Source organism: Mesorhizobium sp. B1-1-6 (assembly GCF_006443035.1).
Taxonomy (GTDB): domain Bacteria; phylum Pseudomonadota; class Alphaproteobacteria; order Rhizobiales; family Rhizobiaceae; genus Mesorhizobium.
Map to the genome: position 1 here is coordinate 25996 of NZ_VFWR01000008.1, position 25261 is coordinate 51256.

A 25261-nucleotide genomic window follows, 5' to 3' on the forward strand; every position below is an offset into this window, starting at 1 on the left:
CGGATTTTGCGTTGGAGTGGTTTGGGCGTAATGGCAGTCGCCGCTCTGTGCTTTATTGCCTTAAAGGTTGGCCTTGGGCGCAGCTCTGACGAGACTGACGAAAGGCAATCAGCTTGAGCAGCGCTGGCGCCCGATGCGGTTTGATCCCTACCCCAGATAGAAGTTACTGAAATAGTTGCCAAAATCCGGTTGCCGGGCAACGGGCTCGCCGTCCCCGTTCCGGAGGATGCCGGCGGCGAAGAGATAGGAACCGATCGCTTCCATCTTGGCCGGGTCCATGCTGCCTATGGCGCCGTTTTGCCGGCGCAGATAGTGCCCGTCGATCAGCGTGTTCAGCGAGGCGTGGATCAATGCCGGATTGGTCAGGGCGTCCTTGTTGGCGGCGATCAGCAGTGTGGCCGCTTCTTCGGGATGATCGACGGTGAACTGGTAGCCGCGCCGCGTTGCCCGTATGAAGCCTGACGCCAATTCCGGATTTGCACGCAGATACGCATCGCTAGAGGAGATCAGCGTGGTGTGCTCGTCGGGCACGCCGTAGTCGGCATAGACGAAGCTTCGCTGTTTGACGCCTTTCAGTTCTGCCTCGACGCCTTCCCAGGTCGAGACCTCCAACGTGAAGTCGACCGAACCGTTGGCCAGCGCCTCATAGGCGGACGTGCCGAGCGTCACCGTTTCGAAAGCCCCCTTGCCGCCATCGTGACGGATGATGGTCGAGATCAGCGCGTTTTCCCAGGCACTGCCGAAACCGCCATAGGTCAGGCCGTCAAGATCCCTGGGGGTTTTGATCTCGTCACGCGCTGCATTGAACACCAGCCGTCCGGTTTCGGACTGCACCACGGCATAGACCGCCTTGAGATCGGCGCCGGCGGTTTTCTGGGTGAAGAGGCCGATGGAGCCGTTGATGCCGAAATCGGCAACGCGGTTGGCAACCAGCGTGCCTGCACCGGTATCGCTGTAGGGCAGGATGTCGACCTCGAGGCCGGCCTCGCTGTAAAACCCTTTGTCGCGAGCGACGAACAGGCCGATATGGTTGGTGTTGACCGTCCAGTCCAGCGCCACCGTTACTTTCCGGGCGGCCGCCTGGGCAAGAGATCGGCCTGGCCGGGCTACAAGGGGAAGGCCGGCAGCGGCAGTGAGCAGCAAGGCTTGCCGGCGCGTCAGGTCAGTCATGGTCCGTGTCCTTCTGGTGGCTCGGGTTGAGGAGGATGTCGAGGATCTCGGCTTCGAGGGTGCCGGCCTGCCGTGCAGCGCCGCCGGCCAGTTCGCGTGGACGCGGCAGCGGCACGGTGATCTCAGCGACGACGCGCGCCGGCCGCGCCGAAAGCACATAGATGCGGTCGGACAGGAACACAGCTTCGCGCACGTCGTGGGTGATCAGCAGCGCCGTCCAGCAGTGGCGCCGCCACATCTGTTCCAACCAGCGTTGCATGGCGGCGCGGGTCAGCGCATCGAGTGCGCCGAACGGCTCGTCGAGCAGCAGCATATCGCGTTCCTGCACCACGGTGCGCAGCAAGGCCGCGCGCTGGCGCATGCCGCCGGAAAGCTGCGCCGGAAAATGCCGTTCGAAACCGGCAAGCCCGAATTCCTCGAACAGCGGAGCAACGCGAGCGCGGGCAGCCTTGCGCCTGACACCTTGCACCTCAAGCCCGAGCGTGGCGTTGTCAAGAATGCGCCGCCAAGGCATCAACGCGTCGCGCTGCGGCATGAAAGCGAAATGCCGGCCGTGGTCATCGAGCGGCTTGCCGTCGAAGAATATCTCGCCCTCGCCGTGAAGCGCGCCGGTCAGAAGCTGGAACAGCGTCGACTTGCCGGCGCCGGAGGGGCCCAGAATGGAGACGAATTCGCCGGCGCCGACGCTGAGCGAAATGTCGGCAAGCACGTCGAGTCCTTCGAAGGCCTTGCGCACATGTCGCAGTTCGAGCCGGTTCATCGCCACGGCCCCTTTCCTGCGGCCCGCCCGCCGGCGGTCCGTTCCCATGGCATGGCAAGGCGCTGGACCAGCATCGTCAGCCCGAACAGGACGAGCGTCAGCACGGCGCTGACGGCGACGGCGGCCAGCACCAGGTCCGGGCGGAAGTTGTTCTTGGCGTTGAGCATGTAGATGCCGAGGCCCTTCGCCGCGCCCGCATATTCGGCGAAGATGGCGCCCACGACAGCATAGGTGATCGAGATCCTGACACCGGCGAAGAAGTAGGGCAGCGCCGAGGGCAGCCGCGCCAGGACGAAGACACGCCAGCGCCCTGCCCCCATGGCGCGCAGCATTTGGCCGATCTCAGCCTCCGTCGCCTCATATCCTTCGGCCAAAGCCACCAACATCGGAAAGAAGGTGACCAGCGCCACCAGCATGATCTTGGGCATCAGCCCAAAGCCGAACCACAGCACCACCAGCGGTGCAATCGCCACCAGCGGCAAGGTCTGGCTGACCACGAAGACCGGAAAAAGGGCGCGCCGCAATGGCTGGGAGAAGTCGATCAATATCGACATCGCAAAGGCACCGCCGAGCGAACAGGCAAAGCCTGCGAGCGTGGCACGGAGGGTTGGCACGGCGTTATCGGCCAGCGCGTGCCGGTTGAGCATTGCCTGAGCGAAGACGCGCGATGGCGCCGGGAGGATTGTCGGCTTGATGCCACCAAAGCGCGCATAGAGTTCCCACGCGGCTAGCAGCAGCCCCACCGAAAGCATCGCCGGAGCGGTTCTGGCGATGAGGTCCACGATCGGACGCGAAGGGGCGGACAGGGAGGACACGCAGGTACCCGGAGCGGATGGCGCGGGGCGCGCCGTCAGACGGCGGTGGGGCTGTTGGCCGAGACGGTGACGTCGAGCGTTACGTGACCGGCACCCGGCCCGAAGCGGCAAAAGGCCTCGTTGAGTGCGGTAAAAATGGCGCCTGCGTCGCCGCGCAACTTTGTGCAGAAATGCTTGGAGCGCTCATATACGCCCGACTGCTTCAGGAAGTCGATGCAGCCATAGATCTCGTCCATGTGGTCGCCGGTGCCCATGACGTAAAGCGAGAACTGCGCCGCCGCCGGCTGGCCGGTGACGGCCACGCCGCGCACGGCGGCGATAGCGGCTTCCTTGCGCGGGCCGAGCGGCCCGGCAGGTCCGCCAAACGCGTCGGAGCGGCAGATCGGATCGTCCGGCTCGCCCGGGCAGCCGCGCGAGATGGCGGCCGAAAGCACGCAATGCTTGCCGCTGCGCGCTGCCGCCACGAACAGGTCGCGCATGGCAGGAAACAGCACCTCGGGCGGCCCGACAAGCAAGGTCGAGATATCGTCGGTCTCGATCCGCAGTCGATCACGATAGGGGTCCAGTGCCCCGAGCGCGCCAAGGATGACGCCGACAAAATCGCCGGACATGGGATATAGGGAAATCTGTGCGCCTGAAAACATCGCCCGCCTCGCTCCGCTGGTATTACCCAGATCAGCTTCTAGGGTCTGTGGGCTTGCCACCCCCGTCTCAGCCCCGACCGTACGGAGCACCCCTGTGGATGGACGCGTTAAAGCACCAATCGGGCGGCTATGAAAGCTGTTTTTTCAGGACCATCGCCGGAAATGCATAGCGCCAGGCCTGATTTATGGGCGGTTCCGTCGGGCCCGGTCTTGAGGGAAATTTGTCCGGAACCTTAGCCACGACGAGTGGTTGTCCCTATAGTCGCAAACGCGACGAACTTCGTGGAAACGAGCGAAGACTTCACAGAAATGGAGACAAACCATGCTCATGAAAATCCTCGCAGCTTCGGCTCTTACCATTGGTCTCGCGACTTCGGCGATGGCGCAAAGTGCTGGCGGAAACGGCGCCAATAATGGGCCCGGCAGCGGCCAGTCGGTCACGGTCGACCCGAACACGCCGGCATCGCCGAACACGGTGGATCCTGGCACGACCGGCAGCACGACCGTCATGCCCGACGGCATGAATTCGAACGCGGACCGGAACTGTCCGGCCAGCCCACAAGGTGCTCAGCCGGATGCCAGCCACACCGCTCCGGGCACCGCTTCGCCGACCGTCAATGACAAGCATTGCGGCAAGTAGCCATTCGCCGAAACTGCTGGAGAACGCCACGGGGCGTCTGTTCCGTGGCGTTTCCGTCTCTTTATGTTTCACCCTCGCCGAACAGGCAGGCGCCTGAGACGTAAACCGCCATCGGCCTTCGTCTCGGTTCGGGCGCCGTCTACGAAACAGCCTCTTCGCGAACCGGCAGCTTCCAGCCCGGCCTGACGAAATGACAGGTGTAGCCGTTCGGGTATTTCTGCAGATAGTCCTGATGCTCGGGTTCGGCTTCCCAGAACGCGCCGGCCGGAGCCACCTCGGTGACCACCTTGCCGGGCCACAGGTCCGAGGCGTCGACGTCGGCGATAGTGTCTTCGGCGACGCGCTTCTGCTCATCGGTGGTGTAGTAGATCGCCGAACGGTAGCTCATCCCCACATCGTTGCCCTGGCGGTTGCGTGTCGTCGGATCATGAATCTGGAAGAAGAACTCCAGCAGCGTACGGTAGCTCACACTGGCGGGATCGAAATTGATCTCGATGGCTTCGGCATGGGTGCCATGGTTTCGGTAGGTGGCATCAGGCACGTCGCCGCCGCTGTAGCCGACGCGCGTGGACAGGACGCCCGGGATGCGTCGGATCAGATCCTGCATGCCCCAGAAACAGCCGCCGGCAAGCACCGCGCGTTCGCTTGAAGTCGCCATATCAAATCTCCCCAAAGCAACTCCGGGAAAGGTTGTAGCCGTTTCCGTCGGAATTGCGCACGATAAAACTGGAGGCCCGGCGCTATGACAGCCGCTCCAGGATTTCCCATAGATGGGCATTGTCGTCGGCTTCGTCCAGTCGACGGGCGCGTCCTGCTGCCGATCACCACGGACGCGCGGCGTCACTCCCCAGGCTTGAACCTGCGCACCACGACCTCGAATACGATATCCGAGATCCACATCGCGCAGACGCCGATGAGGAATGCGGCCGCCAGCGTCGTGGTGTCGTCATTGGCCATCGGCAGGCCCATGGCGCGGGAATACTGGACCACGGGCAGCGTCAGATAGGCGGCGGCTAGCGCGCCGCAGATCGGCGAGGCCACCATCTCGCGCGGTTTGTAGCGGTGGCGCGACAGCGCGCGCAATATGCCGCCGGAAAGGCCGGCGACCACCACCGGCACCTTGATGCCGAGCAGGTCGAAAATATCATGCATCATTTCATTGTCTCGCGATCAGGAAACAGAATGACCGATCCGGCACCGAAGATGAGCAGTCCCGGGGCAGCAGGGCCCGAATCGAGCGGCAATACGATCGTCATGGTTTCCACCCGCACAGTTTCTCGCCCTTGCGGTTGTGCGCCAGCAGCATCCGGACTTCCGCATCCGACAGCGCTGCAACGGCGGATGCGGACAAGCGCATCGGGCTCGAGACCGCGCAAAATCCGCCGGTGACGGTGGTGCAGCCGGCTACCGCGACAAGTGCTGCGGCCGCTGCGACAATCAATCCCTTGCCCATGACCTGAGCTCCTTTCGGGCAGTGGCGGCGGGCAGCGCGCCGATATCGTTGTCAACCTGATCGGCGACGTCGCGCGCCGCCGCCTCGGCCGCAGCCTGCCGGCTGCGTTCGGCGCGTTCCCCGGCAAGCCGCTGGCGAACACCCCAGCCAAACGCAGCGATGATGGCCGCGCCGATGCCGAAAACGGTCGAATTGCTGAGCAGGAAGGAGAGGAGCGCGCTCATTGGTTTGGCGCGTCCTTGACGAGATAGCCGACGGCAAAGACGGCCAACGGCAGCAGCGTGGCCCATGTCTCGGCATCGTACCAGGACGGCCAGACATTGCGTACGAAGACGCCCGAAATCGAAACGGCGGCGGCGGCGATGGTCGCGGCCGTCAGCTTGTTGGTCGGACGGATGGTCGGCTGGGTTGTCGTGGCCATGATCAGAACATTCCTTGCAAGGCGGCGGCGACGTGGTGCCAGGCGGCGTAGGCGACGAGCAGGCACGCGACAATGATCCCGCCCGCCTTGGCGGCGGCTGGGATGTTGGCGCCGGCAGGCGCCGCCGCGACCGGTTCGACGGCACCTGTGGCAGCAGCGCCGCCCGGCGCCGCCGCAGCAGCGGTCGGCGCAGGATCTGGCCGCGTGGCCGATGCCTCGCCTGCCCCGACAGCCGTCAGCAGCAGCGCCTGTGCGCGGACGGATCCGACCCGGCTCGACCAGCCTTTGCCGAAAGTCGGCCAGGTCGGAAGCCGCTTCAGGAAATCCAGGCGGGCATCGCAGAGATTGTCGATGACGACGGCGGCCGGTCGGGAACCGACGGCCGCGAGCGTCTCGGGCCCGATGCGGCCGTCCTGGGCGGTGCCGACCACTGCTTGAAGATATTTCGCCGCCCTGCTTGGCCCACTGTTCACGGCATAGTCGAACACCGCGTAGTCCACGCCGTCGGGCAACTCGGCGCCAGCCACCGCATCCCAGTAGAAGCGGCGGTACACCGTGGCGAGCTGGGCATCGCTGATCTTCCTGAGATCCGCCTTGGCGGCATCCGCCTTCACGTAGCGGCGGAAATTGGCGAGCGTGACGCCCTTCATGGTGGCGCCGCCCGGATCGGCCGGATTGTCCGACCAGCCGCCTTCGGATTTGAGGACGAGCGCAAGCGCCCGCGTAAAATTGCGGTCCATGATATCCCTTTCGATTTCTTGGTGGATGAGGTGAGTGGGTGATCGCCGGCAGCACAGGGGTGCGGATAGTCGCCGTTGCGCGCGCCTCGGTGCCTACTTGCAGTGCGTCAAAACCGGAGGTCGCCTTGCGCGCCGGCCGGCGCATGGTTAGAAAAAATACAATTTTGGGACGAACAGGTCTGGGATGAGAGACTTTGTTGGCGCCGCGCGGCGCCTGGCCTTCAACAGCCTGTCGGCCGCCATCGATCGCCGCTGGAACGTCGACCCGCTGGGCTCGGCGCCGCGTGCCTCGAAAAAGGAATATCTGAGGCTGTTCGAAGCCACCCGGCGCGTCTCATTCCCTGAGATCGACAGGCTCGAGGCCGAAACCGGCTTTGCCGTCGATCGCGACTGGCTCGACGAACTGGCCCTCCACACCCAGATCACCATCAAGACCAGCGCGCTCGCCTACCCGCACGGGCGGGTGCTCTACAGTCTTCTTCGCCGCCAGCTGGCCGACAGCCCAAGGCCGTTCACCACCGTCGTCGAGACCGGCACCGCGCGTGGTTTCTCCGCGATCTGCATGGCCAAGGCGCTCGCCGATGCCGGCGCCTGCGGGCATGTCGTCACGCTCGACGTCCTGCCGCACCATCATCGCTTCTACTGGAATTGCATCGACGACCATGACGGCAGGAAGTCGCGCGCCGAACTGCTTCGGCCGTGGCAGCCGCTGGCCGACCGGATCATTTTCCTGCAAGGCGATTCACTCCTTCAATTGCCCAGGGTCGGCGTGAACCGGATCCACTTCGCCTTCATCGACGCGCAGCACACCAGGAAGAACGTGCTGGCCGAGCATCGCTGCGTTTCGGGCGTTCAGCGCGAGGGCGACATGGTCGTATTCGACGACGTCACGCCAGGGTCCTTCGATGGCGTGGTCGAAGCGGTCGCCGAGATCGAGCGGCAGGGCCGGTACGAGGTGCGCCGTCTGAACGCGTCCAAGCAAAGAACCTATGCCTGGGGCATCAGGCGGTGACGAGACGACAGCCCGGATAAACCATCGGAGGCGAGACCTTGCTCAGAAATATCGCCCGCAGGCTTTATCTCGGCATGCGCCGGAACATCGACACCCCGCCCCATGGCGGCCGATGACTACCTGAAGGTGCAGTACTTCCCGATGGCGACGAAGCATTGCTAATCCTGCGCAAGAAACCGACCTAGCGCGCCACCCAGCGATTGAGCCTGACCGCGCGGCCGGCAGCGGCTGCTGCCGGCAAGGCATTGGTCAGTGTCACCGTGTTACCCGAAGGTGCGCCGTTCACAGTTGTGTGGTGCCATTGGAGCTCTGCTCCGGTAATCACAGTGTCAAGTTCGATTCCAATACGGTCGCCAGCCGTGATTCCCGCGACGCTTGCTATGCCAATCGTGGTGGCACCGGAAATGGCGGCGGTGGAGATGGTGGTCTTCAATAGGAATGTATTTCGATATCCACCAAATTGTGCCCGCTCGATGGTCGCTCCAACGGGAAGATAGCTTTCCATAAGGAAGCTATAGCAAAGCCGGCTGATGTCGGTCTCTTGATCACGCAATCGCAGGATGGGCGCAGCGAAGCCTTGTTCAAAATCGATACTTTCAATGATCGTTGCGCCAATCCATCCGGACGCCCCAACGAAGAATGAGGCGACAGATGGGTGTATCCACAGCCAGTTGGTCGAAAATTCATAAACCGATGCACCGGTCCGAGCGATTGACTGGCCGTTGCTGCCTTTTGCATAGTACGGGGCATTGCCTGACATCACGGTGCCAGAGGCGTCGAAACAGATGACCGTAATGGCGCGCGAACCGTTAAGGAAGTTGAGGAACGCGTGCTGTGTGGTGTTGGCTTTTTTGTAGATGTGGCCGACAGCCTGGCCCGAGCTTGACACCACAAGTTGGCCGTCGCCGTTGGCCCGCGACGTGCGCGCCGTGACACCATTGGTCAGGAAGGGCGATGGAGCTGCATAACCGCCGGTCGCGCTGTCGTACAAAACGACGCCAGGTACCGTGATGCGGCCCTCGGCCTGCACCGGAAAGAACCGCTCGCCCTGAAAGCGCCTCACCAAGTTGGCCCCGCCAGTCGGCCTATTCGACATATCTCGCAGCGAGACAAACAGGCGCTTCAGATCAGGCGAAAGGATGTTCGCGTCATCGATGCCTGACGCGCTCAAAAGATCAATGTTGAAGGAGGCGAAGCCAGTCGCGGATGGCACGTTGACGAGGGCAAGTGTGTTGGTGAAGGCGCTGTAAGTTTCGATGCGCGCATTCTTGAAAAACACGGTGGTCAGGTTGCTGGTGCTGCCGAGCGCGGCGCAGATGAAAGCTGCATGGCCGACGCCGGCCGAGCCGCCATCAATGCCGATTTGAGGGCTGTCGATCAACACCTCTTCAACGGCAGCGGTCCCGGCGAGCGTCAGCTTGAAGGTCCCGCGACCCGCCGCTTTCTGGTTGGTGCCGACGTACCAGGTTCCACCGCGGAACTGGTTGTTTACGAAATAGCTCGCGCCAGCCAGATCGCAATGCACATGGGAGCCGTTGTTGTAGAGAGTGATGATGTTGAATTCGTTGCTTACCCAATTTGTATTTGCCGCCAGGCCGTCGAAATAGAGCCCTTCGTCATAACCACGGGCAGCAAGCCAGAGCTTGCTCTCAGCCATGCCGCCGAAGTGAATGCCTCGCGTGTTGGCGACAACAGATTTGTCTGGTGTATTCTGGACTTCCAACCAGATCTTTGCGCCGCGCAAAACATTGGTTCCGGTCCCACCGATGCGGACCGCCGAAAGGCCGTCGAAAGCACCGCGTATCAGCGCCCCCTTGCCATTGATCTCGCTGATGTCGCGCCAGTCGATAGAAGAGCCAACGGCGTAGTATGTTGCTACGGCAGGCAGGACGAGCACGGCCTTGGTAATCCGGCAATAGGAGCCGAGCGCGTTTAACGCAAGCGCGTTGTCGGCAAGGCCTTCACGGGCGCCAAACATCGTGGCGGTGGCGACGCTTTCATTCAACACCCAAAACCCGCCATTGACCGCATCGGTCGTCCCGTCCGGCATGAAGCGGTCGGCGGAGCGGAAATAGGCCAGCGCCGGGTAGCCGCCGGCGGTGATCGCCGCGCGCGACATGCGGGCATAGTTGGCGCCGCCCACCAGGGTTGCCGGGGTCGTGAAGACCGGGGCGTAGAATTGGGTCCTGATGCTCTTGACGCCGGCAGCGATCGTCGAGCCCGATGCTGTCGCCACGGATGCGTAGATCGGCACGTTGACGCCCGAAACCTGCGCGGCGTCGGCGGCATATTGCTGGGCCAGGTCGCGCGCGAGTTCCGCGATGTGGATGACTGCCGCCAGCGCTCCGCCGATATCCCCGAGCGGATCATCCGACAGATAGTAGGAGATTACGATGTCGCTCGTGCCGATCACCGGGTTTAGGGTCTGGAAAGCGTAGACCAAGCCACCCGAAACAACCCCCTCCTGCACGTGAACGGTCGTTCCCTTCTGCATCGTGCGCGCGGTGCGGGCGTCGGCCGCGCGGTACCAGTAGCCCTCGCTCGCCGTATAGATGCCGTTCAGCCGGGCGTCCGACTGGTTCTTGACCAATACCCGGTCGCCGACGGCGGTCAAAACCCCGTCGATCGTCTTCAGGCCGAGGATCCAGGCAACGCCGTCGACGATGACCGTCTCCAGATTTGCCGTCGTCGCCAGGCGCACGGGTTCGCGCTCGCCCGTCAGAAGACGAACGGCGGCAGTTGCGGGTCGGGCCATGAGGCTTGCTCCATAAAAAAGCCCCGCGAAAGCGAGGCTTGGAATTCGGGTTGGTTTGCGGCGTGGCGACGGGTTCGGAGGGGATAAGCGCTGGCCCGTGCGGCCACGGCGCCACGGTCGTTCAGGTTCTTCCTTGAGAAATTTGGTCACGGCCGCTCAGCTAGGCGAGAGACAATTCAGCGGTCGGTTTTCTGTCCTTGGGCACGCACTTCCTGAATAAGCAGCAATGCCGGCTTGCTCCCGGACTGGCTGCCGTGTTAACACCCGCGCACTGCGGTGGCTTGTGCTATGGGAGCGTCAATGTCGCAGCGCTTCCACAAGGTGTGATTTCCGATGAAAAAATCCGCGATTGTCGTCGCTGCAAACGACAACCGCACGGCAGAAGAAAGGCCGTTCGCTTCCCGGTACAAATCCGTTGGAGCGGTGACGGCGCCGGCGGATTCACAGGCAGGAGGCGAAGAGCCGACCGAGGCCCGCGCCCTGACGGCTTTGCAGATGTTCTGTCGCGTAGCGGGCGTCTAGATCGCCTTTGAGGCTTCATCCAGACGGCAAGGACAGGCTCTAAAGTCCCGACCCGCTGTATCTGGTGGCCTCCTTCCACAAGGCGAGCGCAAGGGCGGGTGTCCGCCCCTTCACCGCATAGTCGCGGTCCCGGTAGCTTCCCGCCGCGATCCACACCGTTTTCGAGCGTTGATAGATCGTAATGCCCCGCTCGTTCGCCCGCGCGAACAGTTCTGTGTCATTTCGATACATCGGTTCCAACCCCTGTGGCCCCCTCAAGGGGTAAGGTGCAACGAACATGCCAAAGTTTACGCCTAGCTAATATTACACATCGCAGAGCTGCCAGCTGCGCCATCGAAGTGCACTGGCAGCCCTAATGCCAAGGTGTTCCGTGGGTGTTTCCGCTGTATTGCACCTGAACTGCCGCCAGGTAACAGAATAGACCAATCCGGAAACATTTGCTTAAAATTGTATTCTTCGGCCATCGGGCGCCGACTGGCCAGAAATTCACCCCACCAGGAATTTGGATGACGGAACTAGCTCTCCTTCAGTTCCGGAAATTCGTCGGGCATTTTGCTCCGCCTCCATGGTGAGGTCTTTGTATCGCGCCGAGCATGCCAACCCACTGGCAAATCTGCCAATTGTGCAACCGTATTATCAAGCTCTACCACTTCGGCCAAACCCACCAAATTAGGTCGCCTTGATCAACTTCAGCTTCATCTCCGTAGAATTGCCACGACTCATCATCGGCATCATGTGAGGCGTAGGCAACCCAGCCGCCACCACCAAATATTTTTCGGGTCGATATGACGACCAAATTTTCTGGACCTTCGAACTTCCATTTATCCATATCTTAGGCTCTTCTGCTTGCCGAGACATCATTCTTGAAGCAGCGGCAGAATCTTTTCGTCGAGGAATTTAAGCCGTCCACTCAACATCTCGGCGTTGGCGGGATTCGCCGGGACATTAACGGGAATGAGCTTCGCCACGGACTTCCCTTGCCGCGCAGCTTCAACCCACTCATCCATTGCACCGATATATCCGTCCAGCGCCTCGTACGGGGTCTCCAAATCGTCACCGGGCATGTACGCTGGGGGTACATCACCGACGAGCACCCATATCCATCGTGGCACATCTGGTTTCCCGGGTGAAATCTCGAAGAGAAAAATGTATATTATCCCTTCGGCACCATATCCGAAATACTCGCCTTCGATTCTCCTTACCCAGTCGTATGATTTGATATATTCACGAGCTTCCAGAAGGGCGCTGTCAAGGTCATCATCTGCACCTGGGTCGTCTGCTGGTAGAGGAAGACGGCTTACTTTACCGAGATCCGGGGTAATTTTGCTCACAGTTTCTCTCCACTACTTATCTTAGTCCGCAGCCATCGTCTCCTAGCCCAGCGCTGAAAATCGCCGGCTTCCATGTGGAGCCTTATGTGCTCTTCCCTGGTACGAGGCTTAATATTTGATACGTGATCTAGCCCACCATTGGCGACGATAAGATCTTTTCGTCGAGCCCGGCTGACATTAAACCGAAGGCAGATGTGTGACGCTGCTCAAAATTGGATTTGGCATTGATCGTCATGATTAACTCGACACTTATCCGAGGCGCTTTAACGTTCGTCGGCAACGACGCGGGCGACCCCACTACTTATTGCCGACGTCGAACCGTTGGATGGATGCGGAAGGAAGTCCCAGTTCATCAAGCACATCGAAGGCGCGCTCCGATATCACGAGGTTCAGTTTCTGATTGACGCCGAAGTCGTCGTGACCTGCTCTACCGTCCACCTTGAGCCAAACAAACGGAGGGAGCTCGACATCGGGCTGCAGCTCCAGAAAATTTTCGGATTTGGTCACTTCGGCAGGAGCGAATGTAGCGCCGGAGATGCCAATATCGAGCAATCCGCGCTTGGCTTCTTCCGTCACCAGGAAACAAGGAAAAGTGGTGACAAGCGCGTCGCCGAACCATCCCTCAACCTGATAGTGGAGCTTGCTCACGGCAGGCGGATGGACGCTGGTGTCCATAACAGTGTTCTCACCCAGCCCACCAGCCACGTCAGGCCTAACTTCATAATATCGCATTATTCACCTATCGGTGGGTCGAACAGATGCCCATATTTCTTGTCTAACTCAGTTGCGTAGTCAAGCACTTGCTGCCGGGTTGCCGTTATGTGCGTCTTATAGAATTCATCCCACTCGGCTCGAATCACTTTTAAATGCAAATTCACGTCGAATTCCTTTCGGACACCACGGAGATTTTCGAGTGAATGTATCTCTTCACTTGCAAAAAGCCCTGGGTATCTATCAAGAACGTTTTGCTCGACACTATGATGAACAACATAATCTCCCTCGTTGAGTGCGGGATTCGCTTTAAAGAACGTTTTTCGGTAGTTTTTTGATTTCGTCCATCCAACCTTTGCACCGGCATATTTAATCATGGAGGCGTCCCTAGAAAGCAGAGAAGCCAGCATTGCAGCTTCAAAAGCACTTTCGGATATCTCACCGGATCGCGTTCTACGGCGTCGAGACTGCCGAGAGACCGACCGAGCAATGGCTTGTTGGGATCGAAGGGTTTCGGCGTCGACGCCACGAACAAGTATCTCGCCGCCTTTGGCAAGTTCAGCCGATCGCTTCGAAAATACGGAAGAGCTCTCGACCCAGGGCTTGGCAATACTTTTGGCGCCCTGGAAAACCTCACCCACCAACTTTTCGCCGGGAAAGGTACCTAAGGCGTCGAGCACTGCATCGCTGTAGTTTCCATCCAGGGCGGCATTCAGGGCTTCGTCGAGCGCCAACGAAGCTCCCACGACAGGTGTGAAGTCGGCTACCGAAATACCGTCATTGCCGAGGCCCTCAGAGCCTACAAGCTTTTGCGCGGCGAACCGCCACAGACTTCCCGGTTCACTATCGCCAGCTATTAGGTTCCCTAACCGCTCTCGAGCCGTCAGGTACCGGTTGGTTGCGTACCCAGTTGGTACCGACCATCCCGACTGGACGGTGTTCTGCAAGTCGAGCACGCCCATCGGGTCGACGCCTGCTGCCCGAAGCGAGCTGTTCGCGGCATCGTTGTCTGCTTGCGACGCACTGGCCTGCAAAAGATGGCCAAGCACCGCTTCAAGCGCCTCTTGATTCGGCAGAGCGGCAAGCACATTGCGCAGCTCTGTCTGCTGAGATTTGGGCGGGTGAGCTTCGTCTTTAAATTTCCCTACAACGCCTTTTGCCACAGAATTCGGCAACGGCTGGACGGGGTTGAGGCCCAACTGCTGTTGGGCGGCAATCGAGCCAACGATCGCGGTCTGATAGTCCTCCGGCTTCGAAAGATTATTCCAAGCTGCGTCGAGGGCCGCGAATGTCTTGCGTACATAACCGCCCGGATCGCCTCGCCTCGCTTGAAATGTCAGGTCCGCCGCGGCGGCTATTGCATCATAACGCGCCCGATCCTCTTCTGGCGTCGCACTATCGGCCTTGGGCGCAGACTCTTTGACCATGGCCTGTACGGCGTCATTGGACATTGTGCGCATGCCGTGGAACTGGCGACTGACATCAAGCGCTTGATGGAGAGCCTGAAAACGCCTGAACCCTTCCGTCGCCCCATAGAGCCCCACGAACTGTTCTGGCGTGAAGGTCGGGCCCGAATAGCTGCCAGTGTCCCTGATCGCCCTAGGTGCGTTCTGTTCGGCGAGGCCAATACGGGTGCGCATCTCAACTTGCTGAGAAGCGTGAGCCGCCTGCGCCTGTTGGAGCAGCGCCGGCCGGTCGTCTTGTGGAATGTCTTCCCCAAATGCTTGTGCCACAATTTCATCCGGCGCGAGCTTGCCAACACGATTGCCTTTCGCTGCCGCCGTATCTGAACTGCCGGCAAGACGGATCCAGCTAACGTCGGAGGCATCGCTGCTGGAAGAGTCTGCCGGCGCCCCGCCCAACATCTCGGCGGCCCGCTTCGGATCCTGGGCGATCATCGCCTGAACCAGTGCCTTGGCCGTGTTGCTGCGCCAGGCCACTTCCGCCGCTTGCCTGATAACCGGGTTTCCGATCTTGGCGATCAGATCGGACCCGTTCTGCCGGATCGCCTCGAAAGCTCCGATGTCGTTCGGGTCGCCTTTTGCGATGGAGCTGGTGGACATGGTGTCGACCTTCGCCCACTCCGCCAGCTCATACTCATCGCGCTGCTCTTGCTGCCGCTGTGCCATGCGCGGCGAGCCGGCCGCGCGCATCGGCTCCTTCTGCCTGGCGAAAGCGGCGCGCTGGCTCTCCGGTATGTCAGGCAGAGCCTCATCGAACAGCGTGTCGAACAGGCCGGGCTTGACCACCTGCCCGCTGCGCGGGTCGACCTCGCCATACATCGCATCGTGCAGGCCGCTGCCGTCGGCCGGCGCATTCGCCGCCACCTCGTCTTCCGCCTGCGCGATGCGCTCGGCGAACCGGCGGCGCGCCAGCTCCGCGTCGAACGCTTCCTGCCGCTCCTTCATCTGCCGGTAGCGCTCGGCGACGGCCGAGAGCTCGTCGCCAAGATCCTGCATCGCCCTGCCGGCCGGCGACCCCTCGGGATAGGAAACGCCATTGCCGGCCTCGAGCCGGCGCTGGGCAAGCTGGAGAGGAATCGTCGCCATCAGTAGAGCCCTCCCGTGAAGGCGCCGCCCGGCGCCGGCGGGAAGGCGCCCTTGCCGAAGGTCACGGCCTTGGTCGGGTCGTAGAGACGGGAGAGCCCGGACACGAGGCTGCCGCCGGCCTTGAAGATCGACGCCGCCGCGGCCTGCCTGCCGGAGTAGCGCGCGAGCGCCGCCTGGCTGTCGAGAGTGTTGCGGCGCAGCGCCGAGCCGTACTGGATCGCCTTCAGGTCGAGCTGGCCTTGCCTGGCATTGGCCGCCAGCACCTCGGCCGGCGAGCCCGATAGGCCGACGCCGGAGGCGCCCGCCCGGGCCCGCGCCTCCGAAAGCAGCAGATCCTGCCTGTGGCGCTCCTGGCTCTGTTCGAAGGCGGCACTCTGCGCATCGGCCTGCGCCTGCTGCCCGTAGGCCTTGGCCTGGTAACCGGCCGCCTGGTTTTGCTGCCGGCCTTCGATCAATGCGCCACCCACCGAGATGGCCGTGCCGAGAAGGGCTAATGTGCACATGGTCAGCCTCGCTGGGATGCGGCAATGGGAGTTTTCCTGGCCGCCCGCGCGCCGAGCGCCGGTCGCGGGTCGAGCGCGCCGCCGGGGTTGGTGAACGACAGAAGCAGCCTGTCGGCCTGGATTGCCGGGCGGCTGAGGCGCGCCGGCGCCGCCGCGCGCGGCCCGGCCATGGCGGCGCGGCGGGCAACGGCCAGGTTCACCTTCAGGTCGGGCATGCCGGCGGCGTCGAAGAGGCCGTTGGCGGTGGCGAGCGCGCGGGCGAGCGCATCGGCCTCGAACAGTTCCTGGCGCAACAGCTCGACCAGGCGGCGCACGGCGCGCCAGCGCTCGGTCAGTACCTCCGCCTTGGCTTTCGCTTGCCCGCCCAGCGCCTCGACGGCGGCGCGCGCCTCTGCCGCGGCGGCCGCGGCACGGCATTTGTCCGCTGCCGCGATGATCTTCTCCAGCAGCGCGACGACGTCGTTGCAGTCGTCCAGCGCGATGCGCGCGGCGGAGAGATCGCCGTCGCCGAAAACGGCGCGGTCCTCGGCCTGTTCGCAGCCGCGCCGGCGGGCGATCGCATCATTGAGGTCGGCATCGAGCAAGGCGAGGACGGCAGCATATTCGGCAGCCGTCCGCGCCCTGCCGAGCTGTTCGGCATGGGGGGATGTGGTCACGGGATGGGTTCCTTGTGGTGGGCTGGAGGCGGTGGAGCGCCGATCTCCCCCCTTGTGGAGGAGATTGGCAGGGCAGAGGGACGCGCGAAGGATTGCGGCGTTGATTCAGCCTGGGTTCTTCGCCCCACCAAGTGGGGCGAGGTGGCTCGGCGAAGCCGAGACGGAGAGGGGATGGCGCCGAGCTGTGCCGGACTCTCCGGCAGAAGCGCCTGCGCCTTACGAAGGCCCCCTCTCCGACCGCTTCGCGGCCACCTCTCCCCCGCCTCGCGGGGGCGAGGAACGCCAGCTCGCCCTACGGCTCGGCGTCGAACACTGGCGTAAATGCCCTTATCGTGCAGGGCGTCGGGTTGACGTGGCGGATCCGCACCCGGCCCTGCCCTTCCCAGCTGTCGTCGATGGGCACCTCGACATTGCCGGTGAACAGGCTTGCCTTGCCGTCGGGCGCGACGAGGGAGGGCATGCGCACGCTTTCCCAGCGGCCGCGGATCAGCGACTGCACCTGAAGCCCTGTCGTGTCGGTCTCGAGCAGGGACAGGATGACACCCGCCACCTTCTTGCGCCGCCCGAGGATCGAGCCGTCCCGGCCGGCGACGTCGAGCTCCAGCGTGTCGGCCTGCGACTGGAACGCAAGCCCGGCCTGCCATCTGGCCGCGACGGCGCCGCCGGGCAGCGTCACCTGGCCGGAGGCGACCGGCAGCCCGCGATAGACCTTGCCGCCGGCCAGCACGTCGACCTTTTCGCCGTTGAGATGGGCAAGCCCGGACACGGTGTTGACGGCGGCGCCCGAATAGGTCAGGCCGCAATCGACCTGGAAGGCGTCCTCCAGCGCCCCATATTCGAACGGCGCCGTCATGATCTCGATATAGCGCCTGGTCACGCCGCCGATGGTCCGCCTGACGATCAGCCAGATGTCGTCGACGCCATCCTGGCCGGGCGTCACCACAGCGCTTTCGACGGCCGCCCAGCCGGAACCGGCGACGGTACCGCCGAGGCGGTGGCGGTGCATGCCGCGCACCTCCTGCGAGGGCTGGTGGGTGTAGCCGCCGAGCTCGCCATTATCGAGCGGAAACCAGAGCATCGGGTCGGGGTCGGTCTGGAACGCCAGCTCGACCACGCCACGCTTTGCGATATGCTCGGAGATCTGGCCGATATCGTCGGAGGTGAAGCGGCCGGTCGAAGCCTGCGTCAACTCGGCGATCGAGCGGCGCGAGCGCGTGACATAGAGGAACGACTGGCCTGCATCGACGGGGCGGATGCGGGCACAGCCCGACGTGCGCGAGCGCCGGTTCTTGAACGAGGAGGGCGTCAATGCCTCGTCGATGCCGGAGCCGGAGAGTGCGCGGATGCCGCCGAGCGTCCCGATCAGCAGCGCGCCGTCCGATTCCGCGATCCACGTGATGTCGTTCGCCTGGCCGCCGCCGGCCTGGAGGAATTCCAGCGCGTCGTCATCCTTCTCGCCCAATGCGAAATTGTTGAAATCCCCCGTTGCCGAGGCGTAGACGGAAAACTTGCGGCTGAAGGCCAGGCGCTCCTCGTAGAGCGATCCGCTTTCGACATATTTCCCCGGCACGAGCGTGCCCAGGCGCCAGCGGGATATCGGGCTGAGGTCCGGCAGGGCAAATCCATGCAGTTGGACTTTCACCGCCGTGGCGCTGGTGCGGCTGGTGATCTTGGCCCAGCGCCAGCGGCCATCGGACGCTAGCAGGCGAATGGCCCGGCCGACGTCAGAAGCCTGGAAGCCGGCGCCGCCATTGATGCCGGCGGTCGATGACGCCGTGAGGTCGAACGGGGTCTGGCTGGCCGCCGCCCGGTTGAGGTTCAGTTCGGAAAACGCGCTGTCCGAAGCGCCGTTGATCGCCTTCCACGTAAAGCGGTGATACTCGAACGCCAGCTTGTTCAGGAATTCATAGTAGCGGGTTTCGCCGCCCGACCAGCCGGTCTCGCCGGTGCGGCTGTCGAGCGTCACCCATGTCGCGCCGTCATTCGATCCTTCAAGCACCCAGATTGTCGGCGTGCGGTCGACCGTTCCGCCGGTGCGTGCGGTCAGATAGTAGTTTTCGACGATGGCCTGCGCGCCACCGGCAAGCTGGTAGGTGACCGAGCCGTTGGTGGCACCGGCGATGCCGCTGTCCGTCTCTGTCGCCTTGTCGAAAAGCTGGAAGGCGTCCCCTGCCCCGCCCATGCCTGAGACCGTGCCGGAAGGCGCGGTGTTCGACGTCATCTTCGGCGTCAGCGCCCCATAGTCCGCGGGCGTCAGCGTGGTCGGCGTATCGTTGATGTCGTCATAGGGCCCGTCGTCGATCGCGTAGTCGTCGAGCGCCCATGCCGTATGGGCGGTGCGCGTCAGCACCTTGAGCGGATAGTCCCTGTGGGAAATCCACATCTGGTCCGCGGACTGCACATAGTCGAGATCGAACAGGTCGGCTTCAAGATAGGGCGAGGCCACCTCGACCGTGCCGACACGCGCGCCATAGGCGTAGACGCGGATGTAAAGATTGCCGAACTCCAGCATGTAGGCCTGGTCGGCCGAGAAGATGAACGGGATCGCCCGCGTCGCCTTGGCGGACGTCTTGACTTCGCCGACGAAACAGGTGCCGCCGCGCTTGCGGATGCCGCCATGCGGCAGGGTGACGAAGTTTTCGCATTTCGACAGCGCCGCGCGGTAGAGATCAAGCGAGGCGCGCGCGTGCAGGCGTGGCGAGATCTCGCCGCGGGTGAAGACGTCCTGGACCGGATAGAGCGTCGCCATCAGCGCATGGCCCCCGCATAAAACCGGCTGTCGCCGCGCTGCCGCGCCCAACTCGATGTCGAAAGCCGTCCGCCGCGCTGGATGGCCTGCGCGGTGAAGGCGGCGTCCAGCGCGCGGTCGTAGGCCGAACGGGCAATGTCGATCATGCCGGCCTTGTGCGTCAGCGGATGCGCGATCTTGATGGCGAGTGCCGCCACCAGCACTTCGGTGAACGGCGCGTCCCAGTCGTTGGGGTCGGTGAGGTTCGCGACATAGCGGATGGTGAGCGGTCCCGCCCGGTCGCTGTAGACCAGCCCCGCCTCCTGCCGCCACGAGATCGCGATGCCGTCCGGCTCGCCATTGTGGGTCAGCGGCAGCGGGCGAAGGCAATCGACGGGGAGTTCATAGACCCAGTTCAGCGTGCAATCGCCGAAACCGGTATCGCTGCCGGCCAGGGATGCCGAAAGGATGGCGAACACCCAGGCGTATTTCGTCAACTCGGCCTCGCGGGTCAGGTCGAAATGCATGTTGAGCAAGCGCGCGGCCTTGATGTCCTCGTCAAGGCTGTCGATCGGCGCCTCGTCGAGGACGGCCAGCGCCATATTGGCGATGTCGGTCGGGGTTATGGCCATGGGTAAGGCCTCCGTGGGTTGTGATTGGGGGAAGTGCGTCTTTCTCCCCGTTCACGGGGAGAAATGCCCGGCAGGGCAATGAGGGGCAGCGCCGGCATCGACGGTTGGCGTCAATGTTCAAGCGCCGGCGCTCGCAGGAAGGAGGTGGGCCTGGCCCACCTCCCGGGAGACGAAACCCTATGCCTCGGTCGTCTTCAGAGCGATGAACGTCATGGTCTTGACGCTCGACGCGGTGCGGTCCCAGTTCGCCGCCAGCGCCAGCTCCGCGTCGGTGGCGAATTCGCCGGCGGTGGAGGCGTCGAGGAAGCGGGTGCCCGGCACATGCGGCACGAAATGCCGGCGGCCGACCATTTCCGTCACCCCGCCGCCATGGCCCTGGCGCGGCTTGCGGTCGAACTCGAGCGGCCCGCCTTCGGTGTTCACGGGCAGCTCGTTCCACAGGATCGCCTTGTCCTTGAACATGAACGCGGTGTAGACGCCCGCCGCCTGCGGGATGTCGTCGTCGACCACGCAGCGCAGCCCCATGTAATAGGGGATGAGCGGCCCGCCCTGCTGCGAGGACGGCACATAGTCGATGAGGTCGGCGAGCTTCAGCGCTTTCATCTGCTTGGAATGAATCCAGAGGGTGCGGAACTTGTCGGCGCGGTCGCCCATCAGGTAGGCCGCCTCGATGATGTCGGTGTCGACGATGGAGGCGCCGGTGGCGCGCACCAGGTCGCCGCCGTCATTGGCCAGATTGTCGGCGACGACGCCCTTGAGCATGCCGATGAGGGTCAGCTTGTTGGCGCGCTGCCAGTACTCGGTCTGCCGCTTGACGATCAGCTTCTGCGGATCGTCGCCCGCCAGGATGGAGGTCAGGTCGGGAACGCCCCACGCCTGGGCGCGGACATTGCGGGCGGCGACCTCGCGGCGCGAGCCGATCTTCTTCATCTCGATGGAATCGGCCGGGTCGTCATTGACCGGCTCGGACGGATCGTTGCCGAGGTCCTTCCAGCCGGGCATGTCGACGGAACGGCCGCCCATCGACAGTTTCGAGGAGATGGCCGGATCGGAAAACAGGATGCCGGCCTGGTAGATTTCGAGCGACTGGACGTGCTCCTCGAAAGCGTATTGGGCATAAACGGACGGAACGATCGCGTCCGCGATACGGGTATAGGCGTCTGCCATTTTGTCTTTCCTTTGAGAGATTGATCGGCGGCTGATGCGTCGGGATCAGAGCGGGTTGTTCGGCATCCAGAGATCCGGGTTTTCGCCCGCTTCCCTGGCCAGCCGCCGGGCGCGTTGAGGGTCGCTTTTGACAAGGGCTGAAATGGCCGAAACGTTGCGCTCGCCGGCGGCGTTGCGCCGGAAGGGGTTTTGCCCCCGCGGCGCCGCGTCGGCGTCGATCGTGTCTTCGCGGAACATCGCCTCGCCGATCGCCTGGAAGGCCCTGGCGATCTGCGGATCGGTCAGGGCGCCGTCGGGCAGAAGGATGCCCTTCTGCTTGTAGGCATCGACGAGGCCGAGCTTCTTCATCGCCCGGTTGGCCACCTCCAACTTCTGGCGAAAGCCATCGCTGTCGGTAGGCCCCCAATCCTTGACGAGGTCGTCATGGGTGGCTTCGACCGAGCGGGCGAGCGCTGCCTGCTGAGCCGCCGCCTGCTCGGCCATGTAGCCGACGAACCTGTCATGATAGGCTTGGGCGATCTTCGGCGTGGCGCCGGCTTCGACCGCCCAGGCCTTGGACGCCTGGGCGAGTTCGTCCGAATAGGCGAAGGTTTCCGGCAGGCCGTCGGGCCGCCGGTATTCGACCTTTTCGGGCGATGTCAGCGGACGCATCGCCTCGGGCAGCCGGGCATGGAATTTGTCCCAGTCTTCCTTAGGCGCGTCCCTGGCTGGAACGCGCAGGCTTTCGCCCTGCCGCCGCTCCAGCTCCGCATAGGATGTGAAAACCCGATCGAGGCTTTCAGGCTTGGTCCAGCCCTTGGCTTCAGCAAGCTTGCGGTTGCCTTCGGAAAGACCGTCAAACCAACTTTTGCCGGCAAGCCCGGCGGACCCGTTATCCGCGCCTGCCGGAGGCCGTTCCGGGTTGCCCGCCGGCTGCGACGAGGCAGCCACGGACCCGGCATCTGCCAGATCTGTCATGTGATGTTCCTTTTGAGGGTTAGGTTGGAAGTGAACTGGTGGCGCCGCCAATCGTCCTTGTGTGAGGGAGAGGAGCGGTCTACGCGGCAGGAAGGGCGGCCAGACACGGCCGGGACCGCTCAGGCTGAATCATTTTGACAGGCATCGGCGCTAGCGCCTTGTTCGAAAGAGGTGTTTCGCCTCCCGGTTCATCAACGCCCGAGAAACCATGTCTTATATCGTGACAGCCTGTGCCGCCGTTCCGCCGCAATGCGGCCGCACGGGACGATCGATAGGGATTTCAAATCTTTAAGGGAGACGTCACATGAACCTTCACAAAACAACTGCCGCCGTTTTGATGATCGCCGCGCTGGCGGGCTGCGCGCAGACGGAAGGCCAGCAGCGGGCCGGAACCGGTGCGCTGATCGGCGGCGCCGGCGGCGCCCTCGTCGGCCAGGCCATCGGCGGCAACACCAAGAGCACGGTCATCGGCGCGGCCAGCGGCGCCTTGCTCGGCGCCGTCGTCGGCTCGGCCACCACCCCGCAGCGCCGCGGCGACCAGCTCTGCCGCTACCAGGACCGCTACGGCCGCATCTACACCGCGCCTTGCGACGACCGGTACTACAACGGCAATTATTGAATCACCGGCGGCCAGACCGCCGATCTCCCCCCTCGTGGGGGAGATGTCCGGCAGGACAGAGGGGGGCGCCGTAGAGCGCCGACCTCGGTCGCCGCCGAACTTTGAACATGGCCATATGTTTGTCGTCTAGGGCCCGGCTTGAGCGACCGCTCGTGATTTGATCGCCGTGCGATGAACACGGCAAGGCCGGCGGGACAGCGCCCCCCTCTGCCCTGCCGGGCATCTCCCCCACAAGGGGGGAGATCGGCGCTTCAGCGCCTCACCTCTCCTCCTCCCGTGCCGCCTTTTCCAGCGCCACGAGCTGCGCCTCGTCCATCGTCAGGAACCCCATAATGTGCTGCACCACTTCGGCGCGCGCGTTGCTGAGCGCGCTGTGCAGCTCGAAGCCGTTGGGCGTTCTGGTCCGCGCCATCCATTCGCCGTATGACGGGCGCCTGAAATAGCCGACCGTCGCCGCGAGATCGGCCAGCACCATTTCGCCGTCCTCGCCGGAGAACACGCGCAGATACGCCTTGACCAGCGCCTCGCGTGCTTTGGCCGGGCCGCCGCTTTGCGACGCGTGGGCGAAGCGTTTGCGGCTCATGCGCGCTGTCCGGCCGGCATCGCGCCCTGGGCGCCGGCATCAGGTGCCGGCCCATCGGCGGTGCCGCCCTGCAGCATGCCTTGCAGGCCTTCAAGCAGGCCGCTGTCGCGCGCCTGCACGGCCGCCGGCACGGTATCCTTGGCCACCTTGCCGGCGGTGGCGATCGCCGCCATGCCGGCCTGCGCCTGGCTGGCCTTGGCCCTCGCGTCGCGCAGGCCCGCCACCTCATCCTTGCGGCGGAAGATGCGCTGCGGGCTGCGGCCGGCGCTCTGCACGATCTTGAGCGCCTCGTCGCTGTCGATATTGTCCATCACATCAGGGTCGAACTGCGCCATCTGCATGGCCGTGGTCACCAGCTGGATGGTGTCGCGCGCTTCCGCCGAGCGGCGCAAGACATCGAGCGGACCGGTGAAGGTCGGCCGCACCGCCTTGCCCGCCAGGCTCGCCGGCGGCAGGAACCGGCTGTCCTCGTCATAGAGACCCTTGTCCTCCAATATGCCGAGCTCGCGGTCGAGATTGGTGGCAAAGCCCGCCTGGATGATCGAGCCCGACGGTCCGAGCAGCGCGCCCTTCTCCTCCTGGCGGATCAGCGCCTCGGTGGCGGTCATCTGCGGGTTCTGCACCAGCGTCTGGAACAGGCTGACGAACATCATGTCGCGGATTTCCTCAGCCCGGCTCGCCGCATAGTCGAAGGCGTAGCTCGGGTTCTGCCCGGTGGTGATCGGCGCGATCAGCGGCCTGCCATTGTCGTCGATGAGGCCCGGATAATTCTCGCCCGGATCGAGCACCGGCACGTAGTCGAGCCTGGCCTTCGATGCCGTCGGCGGATCGGTGATCTGCTGGAGCGCGCGCAGGCCCGAGCGGCGGACCGCGTTTTCCTCGCGCACGGTCGTCAAGGCTTCGATGGTCGGCGAGATGCCATAGGCGTCGCCCTCGTAACGGCGCCAGTTGAAGGCCGATACCGGGAAGGTGCGAAACCCGCTCTCGCGCACGATCTCCTCCTCGTCCTCGATGACATGGTAGGAGGCAAAGGCGGCGTCGAGATAGCGATAGCTTCCGCCCGAGCGGTACATGCGGCGCTCGTCACGCGGCTGGATGCACTGGATGAGCGCGATCTTCTCCTCGCATTTGGCGGGATCGTCGACCAGCGTCCTGATGCGCGCCGGCAGTTTTTCGTAGCCGAGCAGCTGCGCCGCCTGGCGCGCGGTGCGTTCGTAGCGGCGGTGGAAGATGTCGACCTGGCCCCAGCGGTTGCGCGAGAGATAGCCTTCCACCACCGGGATCGAGGCGTAGCGGATCAGCGTCGAACCGAACCCTTCCTCGGCATAGAGATAGGCCGGACCGTAGCGCACGACATTGCGCAGGCAGGCTTGCGTCGCCGGCACGAAATTGGAATTGGCGGAGTAGCGCAGCGAAAACAGGAAGTCGCGCAGGTTTTCCGCCCATTCCTTTTCCTCGTCGGTCTCCTCGTCGTCCATCTCGGCGGTGGTCAGCCCGTGCCATTTCTCCGACTGCGGGATGATCAGGCTTTCCAAGCCGGCGGCCAGCCGGTTGGCGGCCGAGTTGATGGTGTTGGCATAGACGCGGGCGCCGCGCCGCTCCTGCCGCTCGGCCTGGCTGTCGCCGCGGCGGGCGCCGCGCCCGGAGGGGATATCGGGCGCATCGGGATCGCAGAACTCCGCCACCGCCTCCCATACGGGCTCGTAGGCGGCGCGCTCGCTCTCGAGTTCGGACTGGCGGGAAAGAATATCGCGGGCACGGGAATCGCTGGTCATGGGGGCCTCGTTAAAACTGGGGGATCTCCCCCCTTGAGGGGGAGATGGCCGCAAAGCGGCCAGAGGGGGTCGGATCGACCGGGTTCGGCCTTCTGCAACAGAAGGAGGTTAGCGCTTC

General features: G+C 63.6%; 27 protein-coding genes and 1 riboswitch. Of the genes, 3 read left to right on the forward strand and 24 right to left on the reverse strand.

The features are described from left to right. Positions 1 to 147: 147 nt before the first annotated feature. The 4 genes from FJ979_RS16965 to FJ979_RS16980 all read right to left on the reverse strand — a co-directional run bounded on the left by FJ979_RS16965 (position 148) and on the right by FJ979_RS16980 (position 3389). On the reverse strand, positions 148 to 1170 hold the full coding sequence (locus FJ979_RS16965) for an ABC transporter substrate-binding protein (RefSeq protein WP_140582309.1): 1023 nt from the start codon (positions 1168 to 1170) through the stop codon (positions 148 to 150). Beyond that, the gene (locus FJ979_RS16970) at positions 1163 to 1930 is read right to left on the reverse strand and encodes an ABC transporter ATP-binding protein (protein ID WP_140500163.1); all 768 of its coding nucleotides are present in this window, start codon (positions 1928 to 1930) and stop codon (positions 1163 to 1165) included. Before FJ979_RS16970 ends, FJ979_RS16965 begins: the two co-directional genes overlap by 8 nt. After that, on the reverse strand, positions 1927 to 2745 hold the full coding sequence (locus FJ979_RS16975) for an ABC transporter permease (RefSeq protein ID WP_224684792.1): 819 nt from the start codon (positions 2743 to 2745) through the stop codon (positions 1927 to 1929). The genes FJ979_RS16970 and FJ979_RS16975 overlap by 4 nt, the downstream gene beginning before the upstream one ends. Before the next feature lie 35 nt (positions 2746 to 2780). After that, complete coding sequence (locus FJ979_RS16980) at positions 2781 to 3389, reverse strand: YkoF family thiamine/hydroxymethylpyrimidine-binding protein (RefSeq protein WP_140561066.1); 609 nt, start codon at positions 3387 to 3389, stop codon at positions 2781 to 2783. Then, positions 3380 to 3493: riboswitch (TPP riboswitch) on the reverse strand. Its footprint overlaps the gene before it by 10 nt. A gap of 218 nt (positions 3494 to 3711) precedes the next feature. On the opposite strand from FJ979_RS16980, the gene FJ979_RS16985 reads away from it, so the two are divergent. Continuing rightward, positions 3712 to 4029, forward strand: a complete 318-nt coding sequence (locus tag FJ979_RS16985; RefSeq protein ID WP_140515911.1) for a hypothetical protein — start codon at positions 3712 to 3714, stop codon at positions 4027 to 4029. A gap of 139 nt (positions 4030 to 4168) precedes the next feature. Here the strand turns inward: FJ979_RS16985 and msrA are convergent, their stop codons facing one another. The 6 genes from msrA to FJ979_RS17015 form a co-directional block, all read right to left on the reverse strand. After that, complete coding sequence (gene msrA, locus FJ979_RS16990) at positions 4169 to 4687, reverse strand: peptide-methionine (S)-S-oxide reductase MsrA (protein ID WP_140582312.1); 519 nt, start codon at positions 4685 to 4687, stop codon at positions 4169 to 4171. Positions 4688 to 4869: 182 nt separating this feature from the next. Next, the gene (locus tag FJ979_RS16995; protein ID WP_140561129.1) at positions 4870 to 5181 is read right to left on the reverse strand and encodes a hypothetical protein; all 312 of its coding nucleotides are present in this window, start codon (positions 5179 to 5181) and stop codon (positions 4870 to 4872) included. A gap of 100 nt (positions 5182 to 5281) precedes the next feature. Continuing rightward, positions 5282 to 5482, reverse strand: a complete 201-nt coding sequence (locus FJ979_RS17000; protein ID WP_140561068.1) for a hypothetical protein — start codon at positions 5480 to 5482, stop codon at positions 5282 to 5284. Then, on the reverse strand, positions 5467 to 5706 hold the full coding sequence (locus FJ979_RS17005; RefSeq protein ID WP_140561069.1) for an ABC transporter permease: 240 nt from the start codon (positions 5704 to 5706) through the stop codon (positions 5467 to 5469). Before FJ979_RS17005 ends, FJ979_RS17000 begins: the two co-directional genes overlap by 16 nt. Then, positions 5703 to 5903, reverse strand: coding sequence for a hypothetical protein (locus tag FJ979_RS17010; RefSeq protein ID WP_140499933.1), 201 nt, complete (start codon positions 5901 to 5903; stop codon positions 5703 to 5705). Before FJ979_RS17010 ends, FJ979_RS17005 begins: the two co-directional genes overlap by 4 nt. Positions 5904 to 5905: 2 nt before the next feature. Next, positions 5906 to 6643, reverse strand: coding sequence for a glycoside hydrolase family 108 protein (locus FJ979_RS17015; RefSeq protein WP_181168639.1), 738 nt, complete (start codon positions 6641 to 6643; stop codon positions 5906 to 5908). 184 nt (positions 6644 to 6827) lie between these two features. Here FJ979_RS17015 and FJ979_RS17020 point away from each other — a divergent pair, with 184 nt between their 5' ends. Beyond that, positions 6828 to 7655: a class I SAM-dependent methyltransferase gene (locus tag FJ979_RS17020; RefSeq protein ID WP_140582315.1), complete on the forward strand. Its 828-nt coding sequence runs from the start codon at positions 6828 to 6830 to the stop codon at positions 7653 to 7655. A 181-nt stretch (positions 7656 to 7836) separates the two neighbouring features. Here FJ979_RS17020 and FJ979_RS17025 read toward each other — a convergent pair whose 3' ends face one another. From FJ979_RS17025 to FJ979_RS17080, 12 genes are all read right to left on the reverse strand, one after another. After that, on the reverse strand, positions 7837 to 10410 hold the full coding sequence (locus FJ979_RS17025; protein ID WP_140582317.1) for a hypothetical protein: 2574 nt from the start codon (positions 10408 to 10410) through the stop codon (positions 7837 to 7839). Positions 10411 to 10971: 561 nt separating this feature from the next. Further along, a complete protein-coding gene (locus FJ979_RS17030; RefSeq protein WP_140582320.1) occupies positions 10972 to 11163 on the reverse strand; it encodes a hypothetical protein in 192 nt (63 codons plus the stop codon). A gap of 412 nt (positions 11164 to 11575) precedes the next feature. Beyond that, positions 11576 to 11761, reverse strand: coding sequence for a hypothetical protein (locus tag FJ979_RS17035; RefSeq protein WP_140582322.1), 186 nt, complete (start codon positions 11759 to 11761; stop codon positions 11576 to 11578). A gap of 28 nt (positions 11762 to 11789) precedes the next feature. After that, positions 11790 to 12263, reverse strand: a complete 474-nt coding sequence (locus FJ979_RS17040; protein WP_140499943.1) for a hypothetical protein — start codon at positions 12261 to 12263, stop codon at positions 11790 to 11792. 297 nt (positions 12264 to 12560) lie between these two features. Continuing rightward, a complete protein-coding gene (locus FJ979_RS17045) occupies positions 12561 to 12938 on the reverse strand; it encodes a hypothetical protein (protein WP_224519111.1) in 378 nt (125 codons plus the stop codon). A gap of 56 nt (positions 12939 to 12994) precedes the next feature. After that, positions 12995 to 15523 carry a hypothetical protein gene (locus tag FJ979_RS32570; RefSeq protein WP_181168638.1) on the reverse strand — a complete coding sequence of 843 codons (2529 nt, stop codon included), beginning with the start codon at positions 15521 to 15523 and terminating at the stop codon, positions 12995 to 12997. After that, entirely contained in the window at positions 15523 to 16026 is a 504-nt protein-coding gene (locus FJ979_RS17055; RefSeq protein ID WP_140582324.1) for a hypothetical protein, read from the reverse strand. Before FJ979_RS17055 ends, FJ979_RS32570 begins: the two co-directional genes overlap by 1 nt. A 2-nt stretch (positions 16027 to 16028) precedes the next feature. Next, entirely contained in the window at positions 16029 to 16682 is a 654-nt protein-coding gene (locus FJ979_RS17060) for a hypothetical protein (protein ID WP_140582327.1), read from the reverse strand. A gap of 292 nt (positions 16683 to 16974) precedes the next feature. Beyond that, positions 16975 to 19431, reverse strand: a complete 2457-nt coding sequence (locus FJ979_RS17065; RefSeq protein WP_140582329.1) for a hypothetical protein — start codon at positions 19429 to 19431, stop codon at positions 16975 to 16977. Beyond that, positions 19431 to 20042 (reverse strand): hypothetical protein, encoded by a 612-nt coding sequence (locus FJ979_RS17070; protein ID WP_140582333.1) that lies wholly within the window; start codon positions 20040 to 20042, stop codon positions 19431 to 19433. The genes FJ979_RS17065 and FJ979_RS17070 overlap by 1 nt, the downstream gene beginning before the upstream one ends. Before the next feature lie 177 nt (positions 20043 to 20219). Further along, positions 20220 to 21209, reverse strand: a complete 990-nt coding sequence (locus FJ979_RS17075; protein WP_140515933.1) for a Coat protein — start codon at positions 21207 to 21209, stop codon at positions 20220 to 20222. Between the two features lie 45 nt (positions 21210 to 21254). Then, a complete protein-coding gene (locus FJ979_RS17080; RefSeq protein ID WP_140582336.1) occupies positions 21255 to 22166 on the reverse strand; it encodes a hypothetical protein in 912 nt (303 codons plus the stop codon). Between the two features lie 304 nt (positions 22167 to 22470). On the opposite strand from FJ979_RS17080, the gene FJ979_RS17085 reads away from it, so the two are divergent. Further along, a complete protein-coding gene (locus FJ979_RS17085; RefSeq protein ID WP_140521524.1) occupies positions 22471 to 22785 on the forward strand; it encodes a YMGG-like glycine zipper-containing protein in 315 nt (104 codons plus the stop codon). A 259-nt stretch (positions 22786 to 23044) separates the two neighbouring features. On the opposite strand, the gene FJ979_RS17090 is transcribed toward FJ979_RS17085, so the two are convergent. Both FJ979_RS17090 and FJ979_RS17095 read right to left on the reverse strand, forming a co-directional pair. Further along, positions 23045 to 23368 (reverse strand): hypothetical protein, encoded by a 324-nt coding sequence (locus tag FJ979_RS17090; RefSeq protein ID WP_140582339.1) that lies wholly within the window; start codon positions 23366 to 23368, stop codon positions 23045 to 23047. Then, positions 23365 to 25143, reverse strand: coding sequence for a portal protein (locus FJ979_RS17095; RefSeq protein WP_140582340.1), 1779 nt, complete (start codon positions 25141 to 25143; stop codon positions 23365 to 23367). The genes FJ979_RS17090 and FJ979_RS17095 overlap by 4 nt, the downstream gene beginning before the upstream one ends. Between the last annotated feature and the right edge of the window lie 118 nt (positions 25144 to 25261).